General features: G+C 67.4%; 27 protein-coding genes. 16 read left to right on the forward strand and 11 right to left on the reverse strand.

Annotation, left to right across the window (positions count from 1 at the left end):
- The 8 genes from rplB to ACFJI0_RS25605 all read left to right on the forward strand — a co-directional run bounded on the left by rplB (position 1) and on the right by ACFJI0_RS25605 (position 3,905).
- Positions 1–825 (forward strand): 50S ribosomal protein L2, encoded by an 825-nt coding sequence (gene rplB, locus ACFJI0_RS25570; protein WP_291114567.1) that lies wholly within the window; start codon positions 1–3, stop codon positions 823–825.
- Positions 826–837: 12 nt separating this feature from the next.
- Positions 838–1,113, forward strand: a complete 276-nt coding sequence (gene rpsS / locus ACFJI0_RS25575) for a 30S ribosomal protein S19 (protein WP_204735724.1) — start codon at positions 838–840, stop codon at positions 1,111–1,113.
- Between the two features lie 9 nt (positions 1,114–1,122).
- Positions 1,123–1,452 carry a 50S ribosomal protein L22 gene (gene rplV / locus ACFJI0_RS25580; RefSeq protein WP_137918325.1) on the forward strand — a complete coding sequence of 110 codons (330 nt, stop codon included), beginning with the start codon at positions 1,123–1,125 and terminating at the stop codon, positions 1,450–1,452.
- A gap of 15 nt (positions 1,453–1,467) precedes the next feature.
- Complete coding sequence (rpsC, locus tag ACFJI0_RS25585; RefSeq protein WP_291114559.1) at positions 1,468–2,343, forward strand: 30S ribosomal protein S3; 876 nt, start codon at positions 1,468–1,470, stop codon at positions 2,341–2,343.
- A 2-nt stretch (positions 2,344–2,345) separates the two neighbouring features.
- Positions 2,346–2,762 (forward strand): 50S ribosomal protein L16, encoded by a 417-nt coding sequence (rplP, locus tag ACFJI0_RS25590; RefSeq protein WP_066089098.1) that lies wholly within the window; start codon positions 2,346–2,348, stop codon positions 2,760–2,762.
- A gap of 16 nt (positions 2,763–2,778) precedes the next feature.
- Positions 2,779–2,985, forward strand: coding sequence for a 50S ribosomal protein L29 (gene rpmC / locus ACFJI0_RS25595; RefSeq protein ID WP_291114553.1), 207 nt, complete (start codon positions 2,779–2,781; stop codon positions 2,983–2,985).
- A gap of 9 nt (positions 2,986–2,994) precedes the next feature.
- On the forward strand, positions 2,995–3,264 hold the full coding sequence (rpsQ, locus tag ACFJI0_RS25600) for a 30S ribosomal protein S17 (RefSeq protein ID WP_291114550.1): 270 nt from the start codon (positions 2,995–2,997) through the stop codon (positions 3,262–3,264).
- Positions 3,265–3,392: 128 nt separating this feature from the next.
- Positions 3,393–3,905: a peroxiredoxin gene (locus ACFJI0_RS25605; RefSeq protein WP_382322840.1), complete on the forward strand. Its 513-nt coding sequence runs from the start codon at positions 3,393–3,395 to the stop codon at positions 3,903–3,905.
- A gap of 66 nt (positions 3,906–3,971) precedes the next feature.
- On the opposite strand, the gene ACFJI0_RS25610 is transcribed toward ACFJI0_RS25605, so the two are convergent.
- Together ACFJI0_RS25610 and ACFJI0_RS25615 are read right to left on the reverse strand one after the other, a co-directional pair.
- Entirely contained in the window at positions 3,972–4,469 is a 498-nt protein-coding gene (locus tag ACFJI0_RS25610) for a GNAT family N-acetyltransferase (protein ID WP_291114544.1), read from the reverse strand.
- A 77-nt stretch (positions 4,470–4,546) separates the two neighbouring features.
- On the reverse strand, positions 4,547–5,215 hold the full coding sequence (locus tag ACFJI0_RS25615; protein WP_382322841.1) for a cytochrome b/b6 domain-containing protein: 669 nt from the start codon (positions 5,213–5,215) through the stop codon (positions 4,547–4,549).
- A 150-nt stretch (positions 5,216–5,365) separates the two neighbouring features.
- On the opposite strand from ACFJI0_RS25615, the gene ACFJI0_RS25620 reads away from it, so the two are divergent.
- A complete protein-coding gene (locus ACFJI0_RS25620; RefSeq protein ID WP_382163149.1) occupies positions 5,366–5,815 on the forward strand; it encodes a c-type cytochrome in 450 nt (149 codons plus the stop codon).
- A 72-nt stretch (positions 5,816–5,887) separates the two neighbouring features.
- On the opposite strand, the gene ACFJI0_RS25625 is transcribed toward ACFJI0_RS25620, so the two are convergent.
- A complete protein-coding gene (locus ACFJI0_RS25625; RefSeq protein WP_382163147.1) occupies positions 5,888–6,415 on the reverse strand; it encodes a TlpA family protein disulfide reductase in 528 nt (175 codons plus the stop codon).
- Positions 6,416–6,488: 73 nt separating this feature from the next.
- Between ACFJI0_RS25625 and ACFJI0_RS25630 the strand changes: the two genes are divergently transcribed.
- Positions 6,489–7,193 (forward strand): DUF4197 domain-containing protein, encoded by a 705-nt coding sequence (locus ACFJI0_RS25630; protein WP_382322842.1) that lies wholly within the window; start codon positions 6,489–6,491, stop codon positions 7,191–7,193.
- A 27-nt stretch (positions 7,194–7,220) separates the two neighbouring features.
- On the opposite strand, the gene ACFJI0_RS25635 is transcribed toward ACFJI0_RS25630, so the two are convergent.
- Both ACFJI0_RS25635 and ACFJI0_RS25640 read right to left on the reverse strand, forming a co-directional pair.
- Positions 7,221–7,652: a thioredoxin fold domain-containing protein gene (locus ACFJI0_RS25635; protein ID WP_382322843.1), complete on the reverse strand. Its 432-nt coding sequence runs from the start codon at positions 7,650–7,652 to the stop codon at positions 7,221–7,223.
- Between the two features lie 28 nt (positions 7,653–7,680).
- A complete protein-coding gene (locus ACFJI0_RS25640) occupies positions 7,681–8,946 on the reverse strand; it encodes a CaiB/BaiF CoA transferase family protein (protein ID WP_382322844.1) in 1,266 nt (421 codons plus the stop codon).
- Positions 8,947–9,013: 67 nt separating this feature from the next.
- On the opposite strand from ACFJI0_RS25640, the gene ACFJI0_RS25645 reads away from it, so the two are divergent.
- From ACFJI0_RS25645 to ptsP, 5 genes are read left to right on the forward strand one after another with little or no spacing between them, the layout of a single operon-like run.
- Positions 9,014–9,580: a hypothetical protein gene (locus ACFJI0_RS25645; protein WP_382322845.1), complete on the forward strand. Its 567-nt coding sequence runs from the start codon at positions 9,014–9,016 to the stop codon at positions 9,578–9,580.
- The gene (locus tag ACFJI0_RS25650; protein WP_382322846.1) at positions 9,577–10,878 is read left to right on the forward strand and encodes an MFS transporter; all 1,302 of its coding nucleotides are present in this window, start codon (positions 9,577–9,579) and stop codon (positions 10,876–10,878) included. The genes ACFJI0_RS25645 and ACFJI0_RS25650 overlap by 4 nt, the downstream gene beginning before the upstream one ends.
- Before the next feature lie 9 nt (positions 10,879–10,887).
- Entirely contained in the window at positions 10,888–11,334 is a 447-nt protein-coding gene (locus tag ACFJI0_RS25655; RefSeq protein WP_382163137.1) for a PTS sugar transporter subunit IIA, read from the forward strand.
- Positions 11,303–11,572, forward strand: coding sequence for an HPr family phosphocarrier protein (locus ACFJI0_RS25660; RefSeq protein WP_297398850.1), 270 nt, complete (start codon positions 11,303–11,305; stop codon positions 11,570–11,572). The genes ACFJI0_RS25655 and ACFJI0_RS25660 overlap by 32 nt, the downstream gene beginning before the upstream one ends.
- Positions 11,569–13,323, forward strand: coding sequence for a phosphoenolpyruvate--protein phosphotransferase (gene ptsP, locus ACFJI0_RS25665; protein ID WP_382163135.1), 1,755 nt, complete (start codon positions 11,569–11,571; stop codon positions 13,321–13,323). Before ACFJI0_RS25660 ends, ptsP begins: the two co-directional genes overlap by 4 nt.
- Here the strand turns inward: ptsP and ACFJI0_RS25670 are convergent.
- The 6 genes from ACFJI0_RS25670 to ACFJI0_RS25695 form a co-directional block, all read right to left on the reverse strand.
- Positions 13,320–14,273 (reverse strand): DMT family transporter, encoded by a 954-nt coding sequence (locus ACFJI0_RS25670; protein ID WP_382322847.1) that lies wholly within the window; start codon positions 14,271–14,273, stop codon positions 13,320–13,322. The two genes, ptsP and ACFJI0_RS25670, sit on opposite strands and share 4 nt — an antisense overlap.
- A gap of 102 nt (positions 14,274–14,375) precedes the next feature.
- Complete coding sequence (locus tag ACFJI0_RS25675; RefSeq protein ID WP_382322848.1) at positions 14,376–15,074, reverse strand: AraC family transcriptional regulator; 699 nt, start codon at positions 15,072–15,074, stop codon at positions 14,376–14,378.
- A gap of 1 nt (position 15,075) precedes the next feature.
- Positions 15,076–16,092, reverse strand: a complete 1,017-nt coding sequence (gene lipA, locus ACFJI0_RS25680; protein ID WP_291114503.1) for a lipoyl synthase — start codon at positions 16,090–16,092, stop codon at positions 15,076–15,078.
- Positions 16,093–16,111: 19 nt separating this feature from the next.
- Positions 16,112–16,804, reverse strand: coding sequence for a lipoyl(octanoyl) transferase LipB (gene lipB, locus ACFJI0_RS25685; protein ID WP_382322849.1), 693 nt, complete (start codon positions 16,802–16,804; stop codon positions 16,112–16,114).
- Entirely contained in the window at positions 16,801–17,085 is a 285-nt protein-coding gene (locus ACFJI0_RS25690) for a DUF493 family protein (protein ID WP_382163125.1), read from the reverse strand. The genes lipB and ACFJI0_RS25690 overlap by 4 nt, the downstream gene beginning before the upstream one ends.
- Positions 17,086–17,104: 19 nt before the next feature.
- Positions 17,105–17,989 carry a D-amino acid aminotransferase gene (locus ACFJI0_RS25695; RefSeq protein ID WP_382322850.1) on the reverse strand — a complete coding sequence of 295 codons (885 nt, stop codon included), beginning with the start codon at positions 17,987–17,989 and terminating at the stop codon, positions 17,105–17,107.
- Between the two features lie 150 nt (positions 17,990–18,139).
- Here ACFJI0_RS25695 and ACFJI0_RS25700 point away from each other — a divergent pair, with 150 nt between their 5' ends.
- Positions 18,140–18,646, forward strand: coding sequence for an ATP synthase subunit I (locus tag ACFJI0_RS25700; RefSeq protein WP_382322851.1), 507 nt, complete (start codon positions 18,140–18,142; stop codon positions 18,644–18,646).
- The last annotated feature ends 14 nt before the right edge of the window (positions 18,647–18,660 follow it).

An 18,660-nucleotide genomic window follows, 5' to 3' on the forward strand; every position in this document is an offset into this window, starting at 1 on the left:
ATGGCAGTCATCAAGATGAAACCGACTTCGCCAGGCCGTCGCGGCATGGTGAAGGTCACGCGTGACCAACTGCACAAGGGTGCGGGTTTTGCGCCCCTGCTGGAGCCCCAATTCCAGAAGGCCGGCCGCAACAACAACGGTCACATCACCACCCGCCACAAGGGCGGTGGTCACAAGCACCACTACCGTGTGGTCGATTTCCGTCGCAACAAGGACGGCATCCCGGCCAAGGTCGAGCGCATCGAGTACGACCCGAACCGCACGGCGCACATCGCGCTGCTGTGCTACGCCGACGGCGAGCGCCGCTACATCATCGCCCCGCGTGGCGTTGAAGTGGGCGCAACCTTGCTGTCCGGCTCGGAGTCGCCGATCCGCGTGGGCAACACCCTGCCGATCCGCAACATCCCGGTCGGTTCGACCATCCACTGCATCGAGCTGCAGGTCGGCAAGGGCGCGCAAATCGCCCGTTCCGCCGGCGCCTCGGCTGTGCTGCTGGCCCGCGAAGGCATCTACGCCCAGGTGCGCATGCGCTCGGGTGAAGTGCGCAAGGTCCACGTGGATTGCCGCGCCACCATCGGCGAAGTGTCCAACCAGGAACACAGCCTGCGCCAGTTGGGCAAGGCCGGTGTGAAGCGTCACATGGGCATCCGCCCGACCGTTCGCGGTACCGCGATGAACCCGATCGACCACCCGCACGGTGGTGGTGAAGGCAAGACCGGCGAAGGCCGCGCTCCGGTGGATCCGTGGGGCAACCTGACCAAGGGCTATCGCACCCGCAACAACCGCCGCACGCAGTCGATGATCGTCTCGCGTCGCAAGAAGTAAAGGGTTGACAACATGACTCGCTCACTCAAAAAAGGTCCGTTTGTCGACCATCACCTGTTGGCCAAGGTTGAAAAAGCCCAAGCCACCAAGGACAAAAAGCCCGTCAAGACCTGGTCGCGCCGCTCGATGATCCTGCCCGATTTCATCGGCCTGACCATCGCCGTGCACAACGGCAAGCAGCACGTGCCCGTGTACATCACCGATCAGATGGTGGGACACAAGCTCGGCGAGTTCTCGCTGACGCGCACGTTCAAGGGCCACCCGGCCGACAAAAAAGCGAAGAAGTAAGGACTAACCATGGAAACCCGTTCAATCGTTCGAGGCGTTCGCCTCTCGGTCGACAAAGGCCGACTGGTTGCCGACCTGATTCGTGGCAAGAAGGTCGACCAGGCCCTCAACATCCTGGCGTTCACGCAGAAGAAGGCCGCTGGCATCGTCAAGAAGGCTCTTGAGTCCGCCATCGCCAACGCGGAACACAACGACGGCGCCGACATCGACGAACTGAAGGTCAAGACCATCTACGTCGAGCAAGGCACCACGCTCAAGCGCTTCTCGGCCCGCGCCAAAGGCCGCGGCAACCGCATCAGCAAACCCACGTGTCACATCTACGTGACGGTTGGCAACTGAAGAGGTCACAGGAATATGGGACAGAAAATCAACCCCACCGGGTTCCGCCTCGCAGTTTCCCGCAACTGGGCCAGCCGCTGGTACGCGAGCAACCGTGACTTCGCCGGCATGCTGGCCGAAGACATCAAGGTGCGCGAGTACCTCAAGGGCAAGCTGAAGAACGCCGCCGTTTCGCGCGTCGTGATCGAGCGCCCCGCCAAGAACGCCCGCATCACCATCTACTCGGCGCGTCCGGGCGTGGTGATCGGCAAGAAGGGCGAGGACATCGAGAAGCTGAAGAAGGAACTGGCCGCCAAGCTGGGCGTGCCGGTTGCGGTCAACATCGAAGAAGTGCGCAAGCCCGAAATCGATGCCAAGCTGATCGCCGACAGCATCACGCAGCAGCTCGAGAAGCGCATCATGTTCCGCCGCGCCATGAAGCGCGCGATGCAGAACGCCATGCGCCTGGGCGCACAGGGCATCAAGATCATGTCGTCGGGCCGTCTCAACGGCATTGAAATCGCTCGTTGCGAGTGGTACCGCGAAGGTCGCGTGCCGCTTCACACCCTGCGCGCCGACATCGACTACGGCACGTCCGAAGCCAAGACCACCTACGGCATCATCGGTGTCAAGGTCTGGGTCTACAAGGGCGACACCCTGGGCCGCAACGATGCGCCCGTGGTGGCCGAGCCGCGTGTGGAAGAAGAGCGTCGTCCGCGTGGTCCGCGCCGCGAGCGTCCGGCAGGTCCTCCTGCCCGCGCCGCAGTTCGCCGCCCTGGCGCCAATGCCGCTCCGGCCGATGGCAGCGACAAGCCTGCCGAAGCCACCGGCACCGAAACCAAACCCGCCGTTAAGCGCGTTCGCAAAGACGCCGCGCCCGCATCTGCAGCTGCGGACGGCAAAGGAGAATAAACATGTTGCAACCTGCTCGCCGCAAGTTCCGTAAAGAACAAAAAGGCCGCAATACCGGCGTCGCCACCAGTGGCGCCACCGTCGCGTTCGGCGACTTCGGCCTGAAGTCGACCGACCGCGGTCGTCTGACGGCTCGCCAGATCGAGGCCGCACGCCGTGCGATCTCCCGTCACGTGAAGCGTGGCGGCCGCATCTGGATCCGCGTGTTCCCGGACAAGCCGATCTCCCAGAAGCCTGCCGAAGTCCGTATGGGCAACGGCAAGGGCTCGGTGGAGTACTACGTGGCCGAGATCCAGCCTGGCAAGGTGCTCTACGAAATCGTGGGCGTGCCCGAACAGCTGGCCCGCGAGGCATTCACGCTGGCGGCCGCCAAGCTTCCGTTGCGCACCACGTTCGTGACGCGCATGTTGGGTCAGTGATTCAGGAGAACACAAGATGAAAACTGCTGAACTGCGCCAAAAGGATGTGGCCGGCCTCGAAGCCGAAGTGAAGGCACTGCAAAAGGCCCACTTCGGTCTGCGCATGCAAAAAGCCACGCAACAACTCAACAACAACGCCACGCTGGGTGACACCCGCCGTGCGATCGCTCGCGCCAAGACCATTCTGGCCGAGAAGCAGCGCGCCGCCGCCGCGGCCAAATAAGGAGTGACCATGACGGAAGCTAAAACATCCCTCAAGCGCACCTTGGTTGGCAAGGTGGTCAGCGACAAGCGTTCCAAGACCGTGACGGTGTTGGTGGAGCGCCGTGTGAAACACGAGCTCTACGACAAGATCGTGGCGAAGTCCAGCAAGTACCACGCTCACGACGAAAAGAGCGAGTACAAGATGGGCGACGTGATCGAGATCACCGAGAGCCGTCCGCTGTCCAAGACCAAGAACTGGGTCGCCACGCGCCTGGTGCAAAAGGCCGCGCTGGTCTGAGCCCCATTGCGTTGCTTGCAGCGCAGATCGAAAAAGCGACCGACAATCCGGTCGCTTTTTCTTTTTCCGGCCCGGCATGAACGGGCCTTCCAGCCACGGCCTGCGGGCCACACAACGAGGAGCACGACATGATCAAAGTTGGTGACAAGATTCCGGCGGCCACGCTGATGGAATACAGCGAAGTCGAAGGCAATGGCTGCAGCATCGGCCCGAACCCGGTGGACGTGCAGAAGGCGTCGGCGGGCAAGACGATCGCCGTGTTCGCGCTGCCCGGTGCGTTCACGCCGACCTGTTCCGCCAAGCACGTGCCGGGCTTTGTCCAGCACGCCGCCGACTTCAAGGCCGCGGGCGTGGACGAGATCTGGTGCCTGAGCGTGAACGACGCTTTCGTGATGGGCGCCTGGGCGCGCGATCAGAAGACGGGTGACAAGGTGCGCATGCTGGCCGACGGCAGCGCCGATTTCGCCAAGGCCACGGGCCTGACCCTGGACCTGACCGGCCGCGGCATGGGCCTGCGCAGCAACCGTTACTCGATGCTGGTCAAGAACGGCGTGGTGCAGTCGCTGAACGTGGAAGGCCCCGGCAAGTTCGAGGTGAGCGACGCCGACACCCTGCTGGCCCAGGCCAAAGCCGGCGCCTGATCCGCCACCCAAGAAAAAAGCCGCCGGTGTCGCCACCTGGCGGCTTTTTTGTGGGCGCTTGTCCGGCTAGAGATCGACCTTGAGGTAATGCGCACCCGGAATGGGGTTGTGGTAATACGGCGCCACCTCGACAAAACCCATCTCCTGGTACAGCGCGCGCGCCGTTTCCATGTCGCTCAGGGTGTCGAGCAGCATGGTGGTGTAGCCCGACAGCTGGCCGTCCGACAGCACGCGCTCCACCAGCAGGCGGCCCAGGCCGAAGCCGCGAAAGGCCGGGCGCACGAACAGGCGCTTCATCTCGCAGGCGTTGAGGTGGTCGGTGTTGTAGAGCGGGCGCATGGCGCAGCAGCCGGCGGGTTCGCCGTCCACGCAGGCCAGCAGCAGCGTGCCCGCCGGTGGGGCGTAAGCGCCGGGCAGTTCGGCGAGCTCGGCGTCGAAGCCCTGGAAGCACAGGTCGATGCCCAGTCCTGCCTGGTATTCCAGGAAGAGCTGGCGAACGGTCTGCAGATCGTCGGGAAACTGGGCCGGTCTCAGCGAGATCACGGCGGTTCCGGTGTCGGTCATGGCGGTGGGGAGGGCGGGCGCGAGGCCCGGTGGGTGGCGTGGCTGCCACTATACGACAGCATGGGCCGACCGCCGCCTCAGAAGGCGTTGCCCAGGCTGACCAACCAGCTCACCGCCGCGGCGCACAGGCCAAGCACCACCAGGGCCAGCAGGCGCGTGCCCGCCGTGTCGCGGGTGCTGGGCACGGGGACCGGCACCTGCTTGTCGCCCACCACCATGGGGCGCACGAGGCCCTGCTTCTTCACCCACTTGTAGTAGGCGATGGCCAGCAGGTGCAGGCCCACGAGCACGAAGACGATGAGCTTGCCGACTTCCTTGTGGTAACCGGTCGCCAGCGACACCGTTTCGCCCGAGACGAAGCGCACCAGCGGGCCGAAGAAGGCGATCTCGTCGTCGCTCATGAGACCGGTGCCCACTTGGGCGGCGAGGATCAAGAGGAGCGCGAAGACCGAGAGGGCCCCCAGCGGGCTGTGGCCCACCGAGTGCTCGGGCCGGCCCCGTCCCCGGAGGTAGGCCACCAGCGACGAGGGGGCATAGATGAAGCGGGTGAAGCGCGACCAGTGGCCGCCGATGAAGCCCCAGACCAGGCGGAACAGCAGCAGGGTCAACACCGCGTAGCCCAGGCGAAGGTGCCAGTTCATCCAGTTGCCGCCGATGCTGCCGGTGACGATCAGCCCGATGACGCAGGCCGCGAGCAGCCAGTGGAACAGACGGGTGGGCAGGTCCCAGACGCGGATGGTGTGCATGGTGATCGTGGAGGGTTGGATTCGGAATCGAGGAATAGAGAAGGTATATCGGAAAACGTTCCAGTGGAACTTTGGCCAATTCCCTACACTCCTGAGCGGGTGGCTCCCGGAGCCACGCCGCAACGCCCCACAACCTCCTCAGGAGTTTTCATGAAAATAATCGCTCCCCTCGCCTTGGCCCTGGCCTTCGGCACCCTGTCGGCACCCGCCTTCGCGCAATTCCAGAAGCCCGAAGACGCGGTGAAGTACCGCAAGGGCGCCTTGACCGTGATGGCCAACCACTTCAGCCGCATCGGTGCGATGGCCAACGGCCGCGCGCCCTTCGATGCCAAGGTGGCCGCCGAGAGCGCCGCGATCGTGGAGACCATGAGCAAGCTGCCGTGGGAAGGCTTCGTGCCGGGCACCGACAAGGGCGACACCGGCGCCTTGCCCGTGATCTGGACCGAACAGGCCAAGTTCAAGGAGAACTCGGAGAAGCTCCAGAGCGCCACCGCCCAGCTGGCGGCCGCCGCGAAAACGGGCAACCTCGACAGCGTGAAGACCGCGTTCGGCGCCACGGCCCAGACCTGCAAGGCCTGCCACGACGCGTTCCGCAAATAAGACGGATCGCCTCCAAACAAAAAGGCCGGGAACGATCCCGGCCTTTTTTCATGGAAGCTCGCGCGTGAAGGTTCAGGCCTGCTGGGCCAGCAGCTCTTCGATCAGCTTGTGCAGCGCGGGAAAATCGGGTTCCCCCACATAGCGTTTGACGATGCGGCCCTGTTTGTCCACCAGGTAGGTGGTGGGCGTGAGCTTGACGTCGCCCCATTGCTTGGCGATGTCGCCGGTGTTGTCCAGCGCGACCTTGAAGGGCAGCTGGCGCGACTGCGCGAAGTTGAGCACCCAGGCCGGCGGGTCGTACTCCATGGCCACGGCCACGGTCTCGAAGCCCTGTCCCTGGTACTTCTGGTACGTGGCGACGATGGAGGGCATTTCCTTCACGCAGGTGACGCAGGTCGTGGCCCAGAAATTCACCAGCGTGACCTTGCCCTTGAGGTCGGCGGTGGTGGCCTTGCTGCCATCGAGCAGCACGAAGGTGGATTCGGGCGCCGCGTCGCGGCCCGCGCAACCCGCCAAGCCCAGGGCGCCGAGGGCACCCAGCGCGGCGGCCGCTTGAAGGGTGCGCCGGCGGTGCTGGCCGCGGGGGCTGAGATCGGTCATTGTCTTTTCACTTCCCGGGGGCTACATTGCCCCACGTCATTCATTGAACAGCTTGCTTCCCGGAGGAACCGCCATGCAGCGCCGCCAGTTTACCCAGTCCACCACCGCGATGATCGGCCTTCTGGTCCTCGCCGCCCATCAGCAGGCCAGGGCCTTGTCCTTGGGCGATCTCACCGAAGGCGACGCCAGCCAGGGCATCAAGGTGGCCCTGGAAAAGGGCGCGCTGGCCGCGGTGGCCTTGCTGGGCAAGACGGATGGATTCCTGGGCAACCCAAAAGTTCGGATTCCCTTGCCCGGATTTCTCGAGGATGCGTCCAAGCTGCTCAAGATGACCGGCCAGGGCAAACGGGTCGACGAACTCGTCACCAGCATGAACCGGGCTGCCGAGGCGGCCGTGCCGATGGGGCGCGATGTGCTGGTGGGGGCGGTGAAGTCCATGAACGTGACCGACGCCAAGAACATCCTGGGCGGGGGCGACAACGCCGTGACGCAGTTCTTTGCTGAAAAAACGCGCAGCCCGCTGGGCGAGAAGTTCCTGCCCATCGTGACCAAGGCCACAGAGAAGGTGGGTCTGGCGAACCAGTACAACAAGGTGGCTGGCAAGGCCGCGGGCATCGGGCTGGTCAAGTCGGAAGACGCCAACATCCAGCGCTACGTCACCGGCAAATCGCTCGACGGGCTCTACACCATCATTGGCGAGGAAGAGCGCAAGATCCGCCAGGACCCGGTGGGCACCGGCAGCGCCATCCTGAAAAAGGTCTTTGGCACCTTGAAGTAAGCGCCTCCTTGCGATACTTTTTCGAAATTACTTGAGCTTCTGCCTGGCCTCGGCCAGGCGGGCCTCCAGGTACTCACCGTAGAAGTCGGGCACCGCAATGCCGACCAGGCGCTCGGCGAGTTCCCGCCCGTCCGGGCCGAAGAACAGCACCGTCGGCGTGAAGCGGGCCTTCCACGCCCGAGCCTGCTCGGCCGGCGTGCTCAGTTGCCCATCAAAACCTTGCAGGTTGCCGGTGCGGTCCATCACGTCGATCTGCACCGCGTGGACCTTACCTTCTCGCCGCATGGGCAGCAGGTAGTGGTTGCGCACGATGGCGCAATAGGGGCAGCCGGTCAGCGTGGTCATCACCACCAGAGGCTCGCCGCGGGCGGCCGCGGCTTGCGCGGCGCCGCGCAGCGAGGTGGGGGTGGGCAAGGCCTGCGCGGCGGTGGCGGGTGGGGGCGTGGCGATGTCGCTCATGGGTGTCACGAAGTTGGGGCGTCGTGGTTCAGACCGCGCCGCGGCGTTGAAGTTCGGCCAGGCGCTCGGGCGGGCAGGCCAGCCAGTCATCCAGCACCTCGGCCGTGTGCTGGCCCAACAGCGGTGGCGGCAGGTCGTTGCGCACCGGCGTGGCGCTGAGCTTGAGCGGGCTGGCGACGAGGTCGACCGCCTCGGCCAGCGGGTGCGACCAGGTGTGCACCATGTCGCGCGAGCGCACGTGCCCGTCGGCGAACACCTCGGCGAGGTTGTTGATCGGGCCGCAGGGCACCTTGGCGGCCTCCAGCGCGGCCAGCCAGTCGGCTTTGCCGCGCGTCTTGAGCAGGTCGGCCAGCAAGGGCACCAGCACCTCGCGGTGGCGCACGCGGTTCTGGTTCTGCGCGAAGCGCGGGTCGGTGGCGAGCCCGGGCCGTCCGGCCACCGCGCAGAACTTGGCGAACTGGCCATCGTTGCCCACGGCCAGGATGATGTATTGCGCCTGACCTTGTGCATCCGGCGCGACCTCAAAGGCCTGGTACGGCACGATGTTGGCGTGGGCATTGCCCGCCCGGCCCGGCACCTTGCCTTCATCCCGGCCGCGCACCAGGTAGTTGGCGCCCAGATTGGCGAGCATGGCGACCTGGGTGTCAAGCAGCGCCATGTCGATCTGCTGGCCTTCGCCGGTGCGCTCCGCGTGGCGCAGCGCGGCCTGGATGGCGATGGTCGCGTACAGGCCGGTGAACAGGTCGGTCACCGCCACGCCCACCTTCTGCGGGCCGCCGCCGGGCAGCGCATCGCGCTCGCCGGTCACGCTCATGAGGCCGCCCATGGCCTGGATGGCGAAGTCGTAGCCCGCGCGGTCCTTGTAGGGACCGGTCTGGCCGAAGCCGGTGATGGAGCAGTAGACGAGTCGGGGGTTGATCGCGCGCAGCGCGGCGTAGTCCAGACCGTAGCGCGCCATGTCGCCGACCTTGTAGTTTTCGACGAACACATCGGCCTTGGCGGCCAGCTCGCGGATCAGGGCCTGGCCCTCGGGCGTGGCGATGTCGCAGGTGATGGAGCGCTTGTTGCGGTTCGCACCCAGGTAGTAGGCCGCCTCGGCGGTGTCCTGGCCATCGCGTCCCTGCAGAAAGGGCGGGCCCCAGCCGCGGGTGTCGTCGCCGCCGGGATGGCCCGCGCCCGGAGGGCGCTCCACCTTCACCACATCGGCGCCCAGATCGGCCAGCGTCTGCGTGCACCAGGGGCCGGCGAGCACGCGCGAGAGATCAAGTATGCGGATACCATCCAGAGCATTCATGTTGCCATTGTGCGCGACCCCGCCTTCGCTGCGGTGTCCCGGCGGTGGCCTCTCTGGCTGGAATTCCATGTCTGTCCCCGTTCCCGGCGGTGCGCCGCGCCGCCGCCTGCGCCCGCTGGGGCTCGCGCTGTCCGCCGGGCTGGTCCTCAGTGCGTGCAACCCCACCTTCAACTGGCGCGAATTGCGCCCCGAGGGCACGACTTTGCTGGCGCTCATGCCCTGCAAGCCCGAGTCCGCCGCGCGGCCGGTGCCGCTCGATGGCGGTGCGCCGGCCGAGTTGCACATGCACAGCTGCGACACGGGTGGCCTGACCTTCGCCTTGGCCTGGGCCGAGCTGGGTAACGCCGCCCGCGTGCCCGCCGCGCTGAACGGCTGGCGCCGCGCCTCGCTGGGGGCCGTGCGCGTCGACCCGGCGCGGGCCGACGACCCCGCGACACGCTGGCCGGCGGCTGTGCCCGGCGCCACCCAGGCCCTGGGCCTGGCGGCGCAAGGCACCGACCACCAAGGCCAACCGGTGCAGGTGCGCGCGGTGCATTTCGCGCGCGGCACGCAGGTGTACCAGGCGGCAGTCTATGGCCCCGCGCTGCGCGACGACGTGACCACCGCCTTTTTTGACGGACTCAAGCTGCCATGAACCCGACTGTTCGACCCGGTCCCGTGCGCCTCGACGGCGCGGTGGCGCCGCGCCCCCCGCAAAGCGAGTTGCTCGCGCCGCGCACGGTGGTCATCGTCTTCCTGACCTTCGCGCTCGCGTATTTCCTGTCGGCGCTGTTGCGCGCCATCACGGCCACGCTCTCGCCCACCCTGAGCGCCGAGATGTCGCTCAATGCGGGCGATCTCGGCCTGCTGGCCGGAGGCTATTTCTTCGGCTTCGCGCTCACGCAACTGCCGCTGGGCAACTGGCTGGACCGCCATGGCCCGCGCACCGTGATCCTGTGGTTCCTGGGGGTGGCGGTTGCCGGCTGTGCCGCGTTTGCGCTGGCCACCAGCTTCACCTGGCTGCTGGCCGCGCGCGTGCTCATCGGCATGGGCGTGAGCGCCTGCCTGATGGCCCCGCTTACCGGCTATCGGCGCTGGCTCACGCCCCTGGCGCAGATGCGCGCCAATTCCTGGATGCTCATGACCGGCTCGTTCGGCATGGTGGCCGCCACCTTGCCGGTGCAGTGGCTGATGCCGCTGACCGGCTGGCGCGGCCTGTTCTGGCTGCTGGGCGGGTTGATCCTGCTGTCGATGGTGGGCATCGTCTGGACGGTGCCGCGCTGGCGGCGGACCGAGCCGGCGGAGGCCGCCGCGCCGGTTTCCGAGCCGGGTTACGGCATGGTCTGGCGCCATCCCTATTTCCGCCAGATGGTGCCGATCGGCTTCGTCAACTACGGCGGCATGATCGCCGTGCAGACGCTGTGGGCCGGGCCCTGGATGGTGAAGGTCGCGGGCTACACGCCGGAGCAGGCGGCCGGCGGCCTGTTCGGCATCAACCTCTGCATGCTGTGCACCTTCTGGCTCTGGGGGGTGTTCAACCCGCGGCTGGCGCGCCAGGGCTGGCTGCCCGAGCGCCTGATCGCCTGGGGCCTGCCGCTGAGTTTCGTGGTGCTGGGCGCCATCGTGCTGCTGGGCGAGCGCGCCGGCTGGCCGCTCTGGGCCCTGTATTGCGTCAGCTGCACGGTCGGCTCGCTGTCCCAGCCCGCCGTGGCCCTGGCCCTGCCGGCCGAGGCCGCCGGGCGGGCGCTCTCGGGCTACAACCTGGTCATCTTTGGTGGCGTGTTCGTGGTGCAGTGGGGCATCGGGCTGCTGATCGATGCCCTGGGGCTGTTCGTGGACAACGAGGTCGCCCGCTACCGCGGCGCCATCACCCTCTTTGCCGTCTGTGGCGTTCTCGCCTACGCCGTGTTCCTGCGCGCCCACCTGCGCCGCGCGGCCGGCCGCGCGGGCTAAACTGGGGCCATGAACGGCATCCTCATCATGGCGCACGCGCCGCTGGCCTCCGCACTGCGCCAGTGCGTGCTGCATGTGTTCCCCGACAGCGCCGACGCGGTGTCGGCGCTGGATGTGCAACCCAACGTGCCGCCCGAGGAGTCGCTGGCGCAGGCCCGCGCGCTGATGCGCCAGATGCACCTGCCGCAGACGCTGGTCGTGACCGACGTGTTCGGCGCCACGCCCTGCAACGTGGCGCAGAAACTCATCGACGGCATCAATTCCAAACTCATCACCGGCGTGAACCTGCCCATGCTGTTGCGCACCGTGTCGTACCGCCATGAATCGCTGGATGCGCTGATCTCGCGCGCCATGATCGGCGCCACGCAAGGTGTCATCCAGGTGGCGGTGACCGCGCCCCAGAACCAGGCCAAACGAGCCACGCATGATCAAGACCACCGTGACCATCAGCAATAAGCTCGGGCTGCACGCGCGCGCCTCGGCCAAACTCACCAAACTCGCCGGCGGCTTCGCCTGCGATGTGTGGATGTCGCGCGGCGAACGGCGCGTCAACGCCAAGAGCATCATGGGCGTCATGATGCTGGCCGCCGGCATCGGCAGCGTGGTCGAGATCGAGACCGATGGCAAGGACGAGCAACCTGCCATGGACGCGCTGGTGGCGCTCGTCAACGACAAGTTCGGCGAGGGCGAATGACCATCTCCATCCACGGTCTGGCGGTCTCCCGGGGCATTGCCATCGGGCGGGCCGTGATCGTGGCGTCCAGCCGTGTGGACGTGGCGCACTACTTCGTGCAGGCCGAGCAGGTCGAGAGCGAGATCGAACGCCTGCGCCACGCGCGCAACGCGGTGGCCGAGGAAATCGTGAAGGTGCAGCACAGCCTGCACGACCTCGGCCCCAATGACGCGCACCCCGAACTCACCGCGCTGCTCGACGTGCACCTGATGCTGCTGCAGGACGAGCAGCTCACCAGCGGCGTGAAGCACTGGATCGTGGACCGCCACTACAACGCCGAATGGGCGCTGACCACCCAGCTCGAGGTGATCGCGCGCCAGTTCGACGAAATGGAAGACCCGTACCTGCGCGAGCGCAAGGCCGACCTGGAGCAGGTGGTCGAGCGCATGCTGCGCTTCATGCGCGGCGTGGCCTCGCCGGTGGCGCCGGGTGGCGAAGCCAAGGCGGTGCACGACAGCAGCATCGAGGCGCCGCTGGTGCTGATTGCGCACGACCTGTCGCCCGCCGACATGCTGCAGTTCAAGCAGAGCGTCTTCGCCGGTTTCGTCACCGACGTGGGCGGCAAGACCAGCCACACCGCCATCGTCGCGCGCAGCATGGACATCCCGGCGGTGGTGGGCGCGCGCTCGTCCAGCCAGCTGATCCAGCAGGACGACTGGGTCATCATCGATGGGGATGCCGGCGTGGTGCTGGTCGATCCCTCGCCCATCCTGCTGGCCGAGTACGGCTTCAAGCAACGCCAGGGCGAGGTCGAGCGCGAGCGCCTCTCGCGCCTGAAGAACACGCCGGCCGTCACGCTCGATGGCCAGAAGATCGAACTGCTGGCCAACATCGAACAGCCCGAGGACGCCGTGGCGGCGCTCAAGGCCGGCGCCGTGGGCGTGGGCCTGTTTCGCAGCGAGTTCCTGTTCATGGGGCGGGCCGGCAAACTGCCCGACGAGGAAGAGCAGTACCACGCCTACCGGCGCGCGGTCGAGGGCATGCAGGGCCTGCCGGTCACCATCCGCACGGTCGACGTGGGTGCGGACAAGCCGCTGGACCGGGGCGCCTCGCGCGCGGGCGAGGACCACCTCAACCCGGCGCTGGGTTTGCGCGCGATCCGCTGGAGCCTGGCCGAGCCGGCCATGTTCCTGGTGCAACTGCGCGCCATCCTGCGTGCCGCCGCGCACGGCCCGGTGCACCTGCTCATTCCCATGCTGGCGCACGCCAGCGAGATCCGCCAGACCCTGGCGCTGGTCAACCGCGCCCGCGAACAGCTGGACAACGCCGGCATCGCCCATGGCCACGTCAAGCTCGGCGCGATGATCGAGGTGCCGGCCGCGGCCTTGACCATTCCGCTGTTCCTGCGCTATTTCGATTTCCTGTCCGTCGGCACCAACGACCTGATCCAGTACACGCTGGCGATCGACCGCGCGGACGAAGCGGTGTCGCACCTCTACGACCCGGTGCACCCGGCGGTGCTGCACCTGCTGGCCAGCACCATCGAGCAATGCCGGGCCAAGGGCAAGGGCGTGAGCGTGTGTGGTGAGATGGCGGGCGACGTGAGCCTCACGCGGTTGCTGCTGGGCCTGGGGCTGCGCAGCTTTTCCATGCACCCCTCGCAGATCCTGGCGGTCAAGCAGCAGATCCTGCGCTGCGACACCACGCGCCTGCAGACCTGGGCGCAGAGCGTGCTCGCCGCGGAAGACCCCGCGGCCCTGATGACCGACTAGTTGCCGTGCTCCGGCGCCGGCTGCGGCTGGTGCGCCGAGATGCCCGCCAGCACGCTGGCGCTCACGAGCACCATCGCCAGGGCCTCCAGCGCGGTGGGCCAGCGCGCCTCCCACAGGAAGCCGTAGAGCAGGGCGAACAGGGTCTCGAACAGGATCATCTGCCCGATCATGGTCAGCGGCAGCAGGCGGCTGGCCCGGTTCCAGAACGCGTTGCCGAGGATCGAGGCCACGACGGCGATGCCGGCGGCCACGCCGATGAAGCTTCCCCATTGCGCGCCGGTGTGGTCGCTCAGGCGGCTGCCCATGAAGGCTGGCACCGCCAGCAGCAGGGCCAGCCCACCCGTCACCAGGCCGGTGAGCAGGCTCCAGTCGTGCGAGGACACATGGTCCAGGCGCACCAGCCAGCGGCTGTTGCTCACGGCGTAGGCGGTCCAGGCCGCCAGCGCACCGAGGGCGCAGAGAAAACCTGTGAGGCGGTCGGCCACCGGCGCCTCGGACGGCACGCCCAGCGCCTGCCAGGCCACGCAGGCGATGCCCGCGATGCCCAGCGCCAGGGTGAGCGCGAGCCGGCGCAGCGGTACGGCCCCGTGGCCCCGGCTGCCGATGAGCGTGACCGCCACCGGCAGGAAACCGATGACCAGCGAAGTCATGGCCATGCCACCGAGCTGAACGGCGGATGCCAACAGCACGTAGTACAGGATGTTGCCCAGCAGGCTCAGGCGCAGCAGGGCCCACCACTCCGGTCGGCCCAACCGGGGCGCCACGGCGCGCCAGCGCGGCGCGATCAGGGCCAGCGCCACCAGGCCATAGGCCAGGTAGCGGGCGGCCGAGAGTTGCAAGGGCGAGAAGTCGCGCGCGAGTTCGGGGGCCAGGAACACGAAGCCCCAGGCGGCACCGGCGGCGGCGCCAAAGCCGATGCCCAGTGCCAGGGAGTGGTTGGGCCGGCTCATCGGTGGCCGGGCAGGAAGGAGAGGCTCATGCCCGGAGCTTAGCCCGGGCCTTCGTCGCGATCCGCTGGTGTGTCGTCGCGTTTCGCGGGTCTTGAGTGGCGCTCAGCCGCGGGGCGGCTCGCGGCGCAGGGCGGCCGTCAGGGCCGAGGGCGAGCGGTAACCGATGCGCCGCGCCGTCTCGGCCACGCTCAGCCCATGGGCGCGCCAGGCGCGGGCCTGGGCCAGGCGCTGTCGGCGCAGCCACTGCATGGGGCTGTCGCCCTGCTCGGCCTGGCAGCGCGCGGTGAACTGCGATGGGCTCAGGTGCACCTGCGAGGCCAGGTCGGCCACGGTCAGCGGGGTTTGCCAGCGCGCTTGCAGCCACTGGTTCAGCGCGGCCCAGTCGATGGGGCGGCGAGGCCGTTCCAGGGGCAGGGCGGTGGCGGGGCCGTGTTGCAACCAGGCTTCGAGCAGCAGGCCGGCGCCGGCCTGGCGGGCGCGTGGCAGGCCCGCCGACACGGCGGCGGCCAGGTAACGCGCCAGGGGCTGCACGCCGGGGGGCGGCGCCGCGACGGCCCGGGCCCAGGCGGGGTCGTGCGAGTCCAGCACCAGGCAGCGCGTGGCGTCCCGTCCTTCGAAATCGTGGTGTTCGCCCGGCGGCACCACGCAGCCGTCGCCGGCGGCGATGCGTTGCCCGCGTCCCGCCACCTCCAGTTCGAGCACACCTTCCAGGCCCACCAGGATCTGGAAGTGGTCGTGGTCGTGGCTGCCGTGCGAGGCGCCGTAGTCGCGCACGCTCAGGTGGTCGTGCGCGGCGGGCATGTCACTTCACTTCGGGGTTGAGCACGCCATGGGCCTGCTGGTCGGCGTGGTACGAGCTGCGCACCATGGCGCCCACGGCGGCATGCGTGAAGCCCATTTCGTAGGCCTTGGCCTCGAACATCTTGAAGGTGTCGGGGTGCACGTAGCGGCGCACCGGCAGGTGGTGGCCGCTGGGGGCGAGGTACTGGCCGATGGTCAGCATGTCGATGTGGTGCGCGCGCATGTCGCGCATCACCTCGAGGATTTCCTCGTCGGTCTCGCCCAGGCCGACCATGAGGCCGCTCTTGGTCGGCACGTGCGGGAACAGCGCCTTGAACTTCTTGAGAAGGTTCAGGCTGAACTGGTAGTCCGAGCCCGGGCGTGCTTCCTTGTACAGGCGCGGCACGGTCTCGAGGTTGTGGTTCATCACATCGGGCGGCGCGGCTTTGAGGATGTCGAGCGCGCGGTCGTCGCGGCCCCGGAAGTCGGGCACCAGCACCTCGATCTGCGTCTGGGGCGACAGGGCGCGCGTCTTTTCGATGCAGGCCACGAAATGGCCGGCACCGCCATCGCGCAGGTCGTCGCGGTCCACGCTGGTGATCACCACGTACTTCAGGTTCAGCTGCGCGATCGTCTTGGCCAGGTTGTCGGGCTCGTTCACGTCCAGCGGATCGGGGCGGCCGTGGCCCACGTCGCAGAACGGGCAGCGGCGCGTGCACTTGTCGCCCATGATCATGAAGGTGGCTGTGCCCTTGCCGAAGCACTCGCCGATGTTCGGGCAGCTCGCTTCCTCGCACACCGTCACCAGCTTGTTGGTGCGCAGGATGTCCTTGATCTCGTAGAAGCGGGTGGTCGGGCTGCCGGCCTTGACGCGAATCCACTCGGGCTTCTTCAGCACCTCGGCCGGCACGATCTTGATCGGGATGCGCGCGGTCTTGGCCTGGCTTTTCTGCTTGGCCGTGGCGTCGTAGCTGGCAGCGGGCTGGGCGTCGCGGACGGTGCTGCTGGCGGGGGCCGTGGGGGTGTCGAGGCGGGTCATGGCATGGGCGCGGTTGGGGTCAGGGGCTCAGGGTGGCGATGAGCTTCTGGCTCAGCACCGCCGCGGCGTCGTCCCAGGACGCCGCGACCCCGATTGTAGAAAGGTCGACCGTGGGCAGGCCCGCGTAGCCGCAGGGGTTGATGCGATCGAAGGGTTGAAGATCCATCGCCACATTGAGCGCCACGCCGTGGTAAGTGCAGTGGCGGCTGACCTTGATGCCCAGCGCGGCGATCTTGCCCAGGCCGGTGAAGTCGGGTGGGGGCAGGGGTTCGCCCGGGTTCCGTTTCTGCGGCCGCTGCGGCAGCAGGGCGTGGCTGCCGGGGTCGTCCAGCCGCACGTAGATGCCGGGCGCGCCAGCCACGCGGTGGCCGGTCACGCCGAAGGTAGCCAGGGTGCGGATCACCGCCTCTTCCACGCGGTAGACATACTCCTTGACGAAGTAACCCGCGCGCTGCAGGTCGATCAGCGGGTAGGCCACCACCTGGCCCGGCCCGTGGTAGGTCACCTGGCCGCCGCGGTTGGTCGACACCACCGGGATGTCGCCCGGGGCCAGCAGGTGGTCTTCGCGACCCGCCAGGCCCTGGGTGAAGACGGGGTCGTGTTCGCAGATCCAGAGTTCGTCGGGCGTGTCGGCCGTGCGCGCCGCGGTGAAGGCCTGCATCGCCTCGTAGGTGGGCGCGTGGTCCACCCGGCCCAGTGTGCGAATGATCACAGCACGACTTTGACCATCGGGTGCGTGGTCAGCGTGCGGTAGAGCTCGTCGAGCTGCTCGCGGCTGGTCACGTGCACCGTGAGCGTGAGGCCCAGGTAGTTGCCGGCCTTGCTCGGGCGCTGTTCGATCGTGCTTTCGTCGAAGCCGGGGTCGAAGGCGCGCGCCACATGCGTCATGGCGGTGGCAAAACCTTCCACGTTGGCGCCCATCACCTTGATGGGGAAGTCGCTCGGGTAGGTGATGAGCGATTGTTCGGGGGGGATGTCGGGCGGGAGTTCCATCGGTCCATTTTCCAGTTCTTCAGATCGATTGCGCGGCCACCGCGCGCTGGTAGCCCGCATAGAGGCTCGCGCAGACGGGGCCAGGCTGGCCGCGCTGGGCGCCATGCCCCACCGGCGCGCCGTCCAGCGTGGTGATGGACAGCACTTCCTTGGTGGCCGAAGACAGCAGCAGCTCGTCGGCCGACAGCACCTCCGCGCGCGTGACGCGGCGAAGCTCGTGCCGGAGGCCTTGCTGCCGGCAGAGTTCCTCGACGAGCCCGAAGCGGATGCCCTCGAGCACGAGGTTGTCCTTGGGCGGGCCCATGACCACGCCATCCTTGACCGCCCACACGTTGCTGGACGCGCCTTCGCTCAGAAAGCCGTCGCGGAACATCACGACCTCCACCGCGCCCGCATCGGCGGCGATCTGGCGCGCCATCACCGAGCCCAGCAGGCTGGTGGCCTTGATGTGGGCCTTGCGCCAGCGAAAGTCATCGGCGGTGACGCAGGCCACGCCGTGGGCGCGTTGCTCCGGGGTGCGCAGCTTCATCGGGTTGGCCATCGCGAACACCGTGGGTTGGAGGCCGGGCGGCATCACGTGGTCGCGCGGGGCCACGCCCCGGGTGATCTGTATATAGACGAGCTGGTCGTGCACGCCGCGGGTCTGCTGGTCGGCGATCAGGCGCCGCGCGATGCCCAGCCATTCGTCGGGCGAAAACGGGTTGGGAATGCGCAGTTCGCGCAGCGAGCGCTCCAGCCGCGCCATGTGTTCGGCGAAGCGGAACACGCGGCCGCCATAGGCGGGGAGCACCTCGTAGATGCCGTCGCCAAAGATGAAACCGCGGTCGAGCACACTCACGCGGGCCTCCCGCAGCGGACCGTAGTCCCCATCCAGGAAGCACAGGGAGTCGGGCAGGTCGGTCATGGCGGGATTATCGGCCGCACCCTCGGGGCGCGTGGCGGGCACGGTTATCCCGTCCGCCGAATATTGACGGAGGGCTGGGGTTTCTACGTATAATGAGCGGCTTTGCAACCCAGGCGCTTTGTCGTCTGTTTGTCACGCGCGAGGTCGAACATGACGCAAGGCCATTCGATCCCGCCCGGTTGGACAGACCAGGAAGATGGGGAGCAGGAATCCGATTTCAAGCCATTGACGCGCGAAGAAGCGCAGCAGTGGCGGGTTGGCCAGCCAGTGCTCTCGCTCTGGCGGCTGGTGATGGTGCAGTGGCTGGTGGGGCTGGCGGCGAGCATCGTGGGTGGACTGCTGTGGCAGTCGTCCTCGGTGGCGTGGTCGGTTCTGTATGGCGCGGCGGCGGTGGCAATTCCTTCGGCTCTCATGGCCTACGGGTTGACCTCCAGTGCAATGTCCCGTGTGTGGGCGAAGCACGCCAACGCGGCATTTGCCGGCTTCCTGCTGTGGGAGGGCGTCAAGATCCTGTTGGCGGTGGTCATGTTGGCCGCAGCCCCCTGGGTGGTCTCTCCCTTGAATTGGTTCGGCCTTCTGGCCGGGCTTGTGTTGGTTCTCAAGGTCTATTGGTTTGGATACCTCATCCAGGCCAAGCGATCAAATGCAAACGGTTGACTCTCCGGCTCATC

Origin of the sequence: Hydrogenophaga sp. UC242_53 (assembly GCF_042696965.1) — a bacterium.
Taxonomy (GTDB): Bacteria; Pseudomonadota; Gammaproteobacteria; order Burkholderiales; family Burkholderiaceae_C; genus Hydrogenophaga.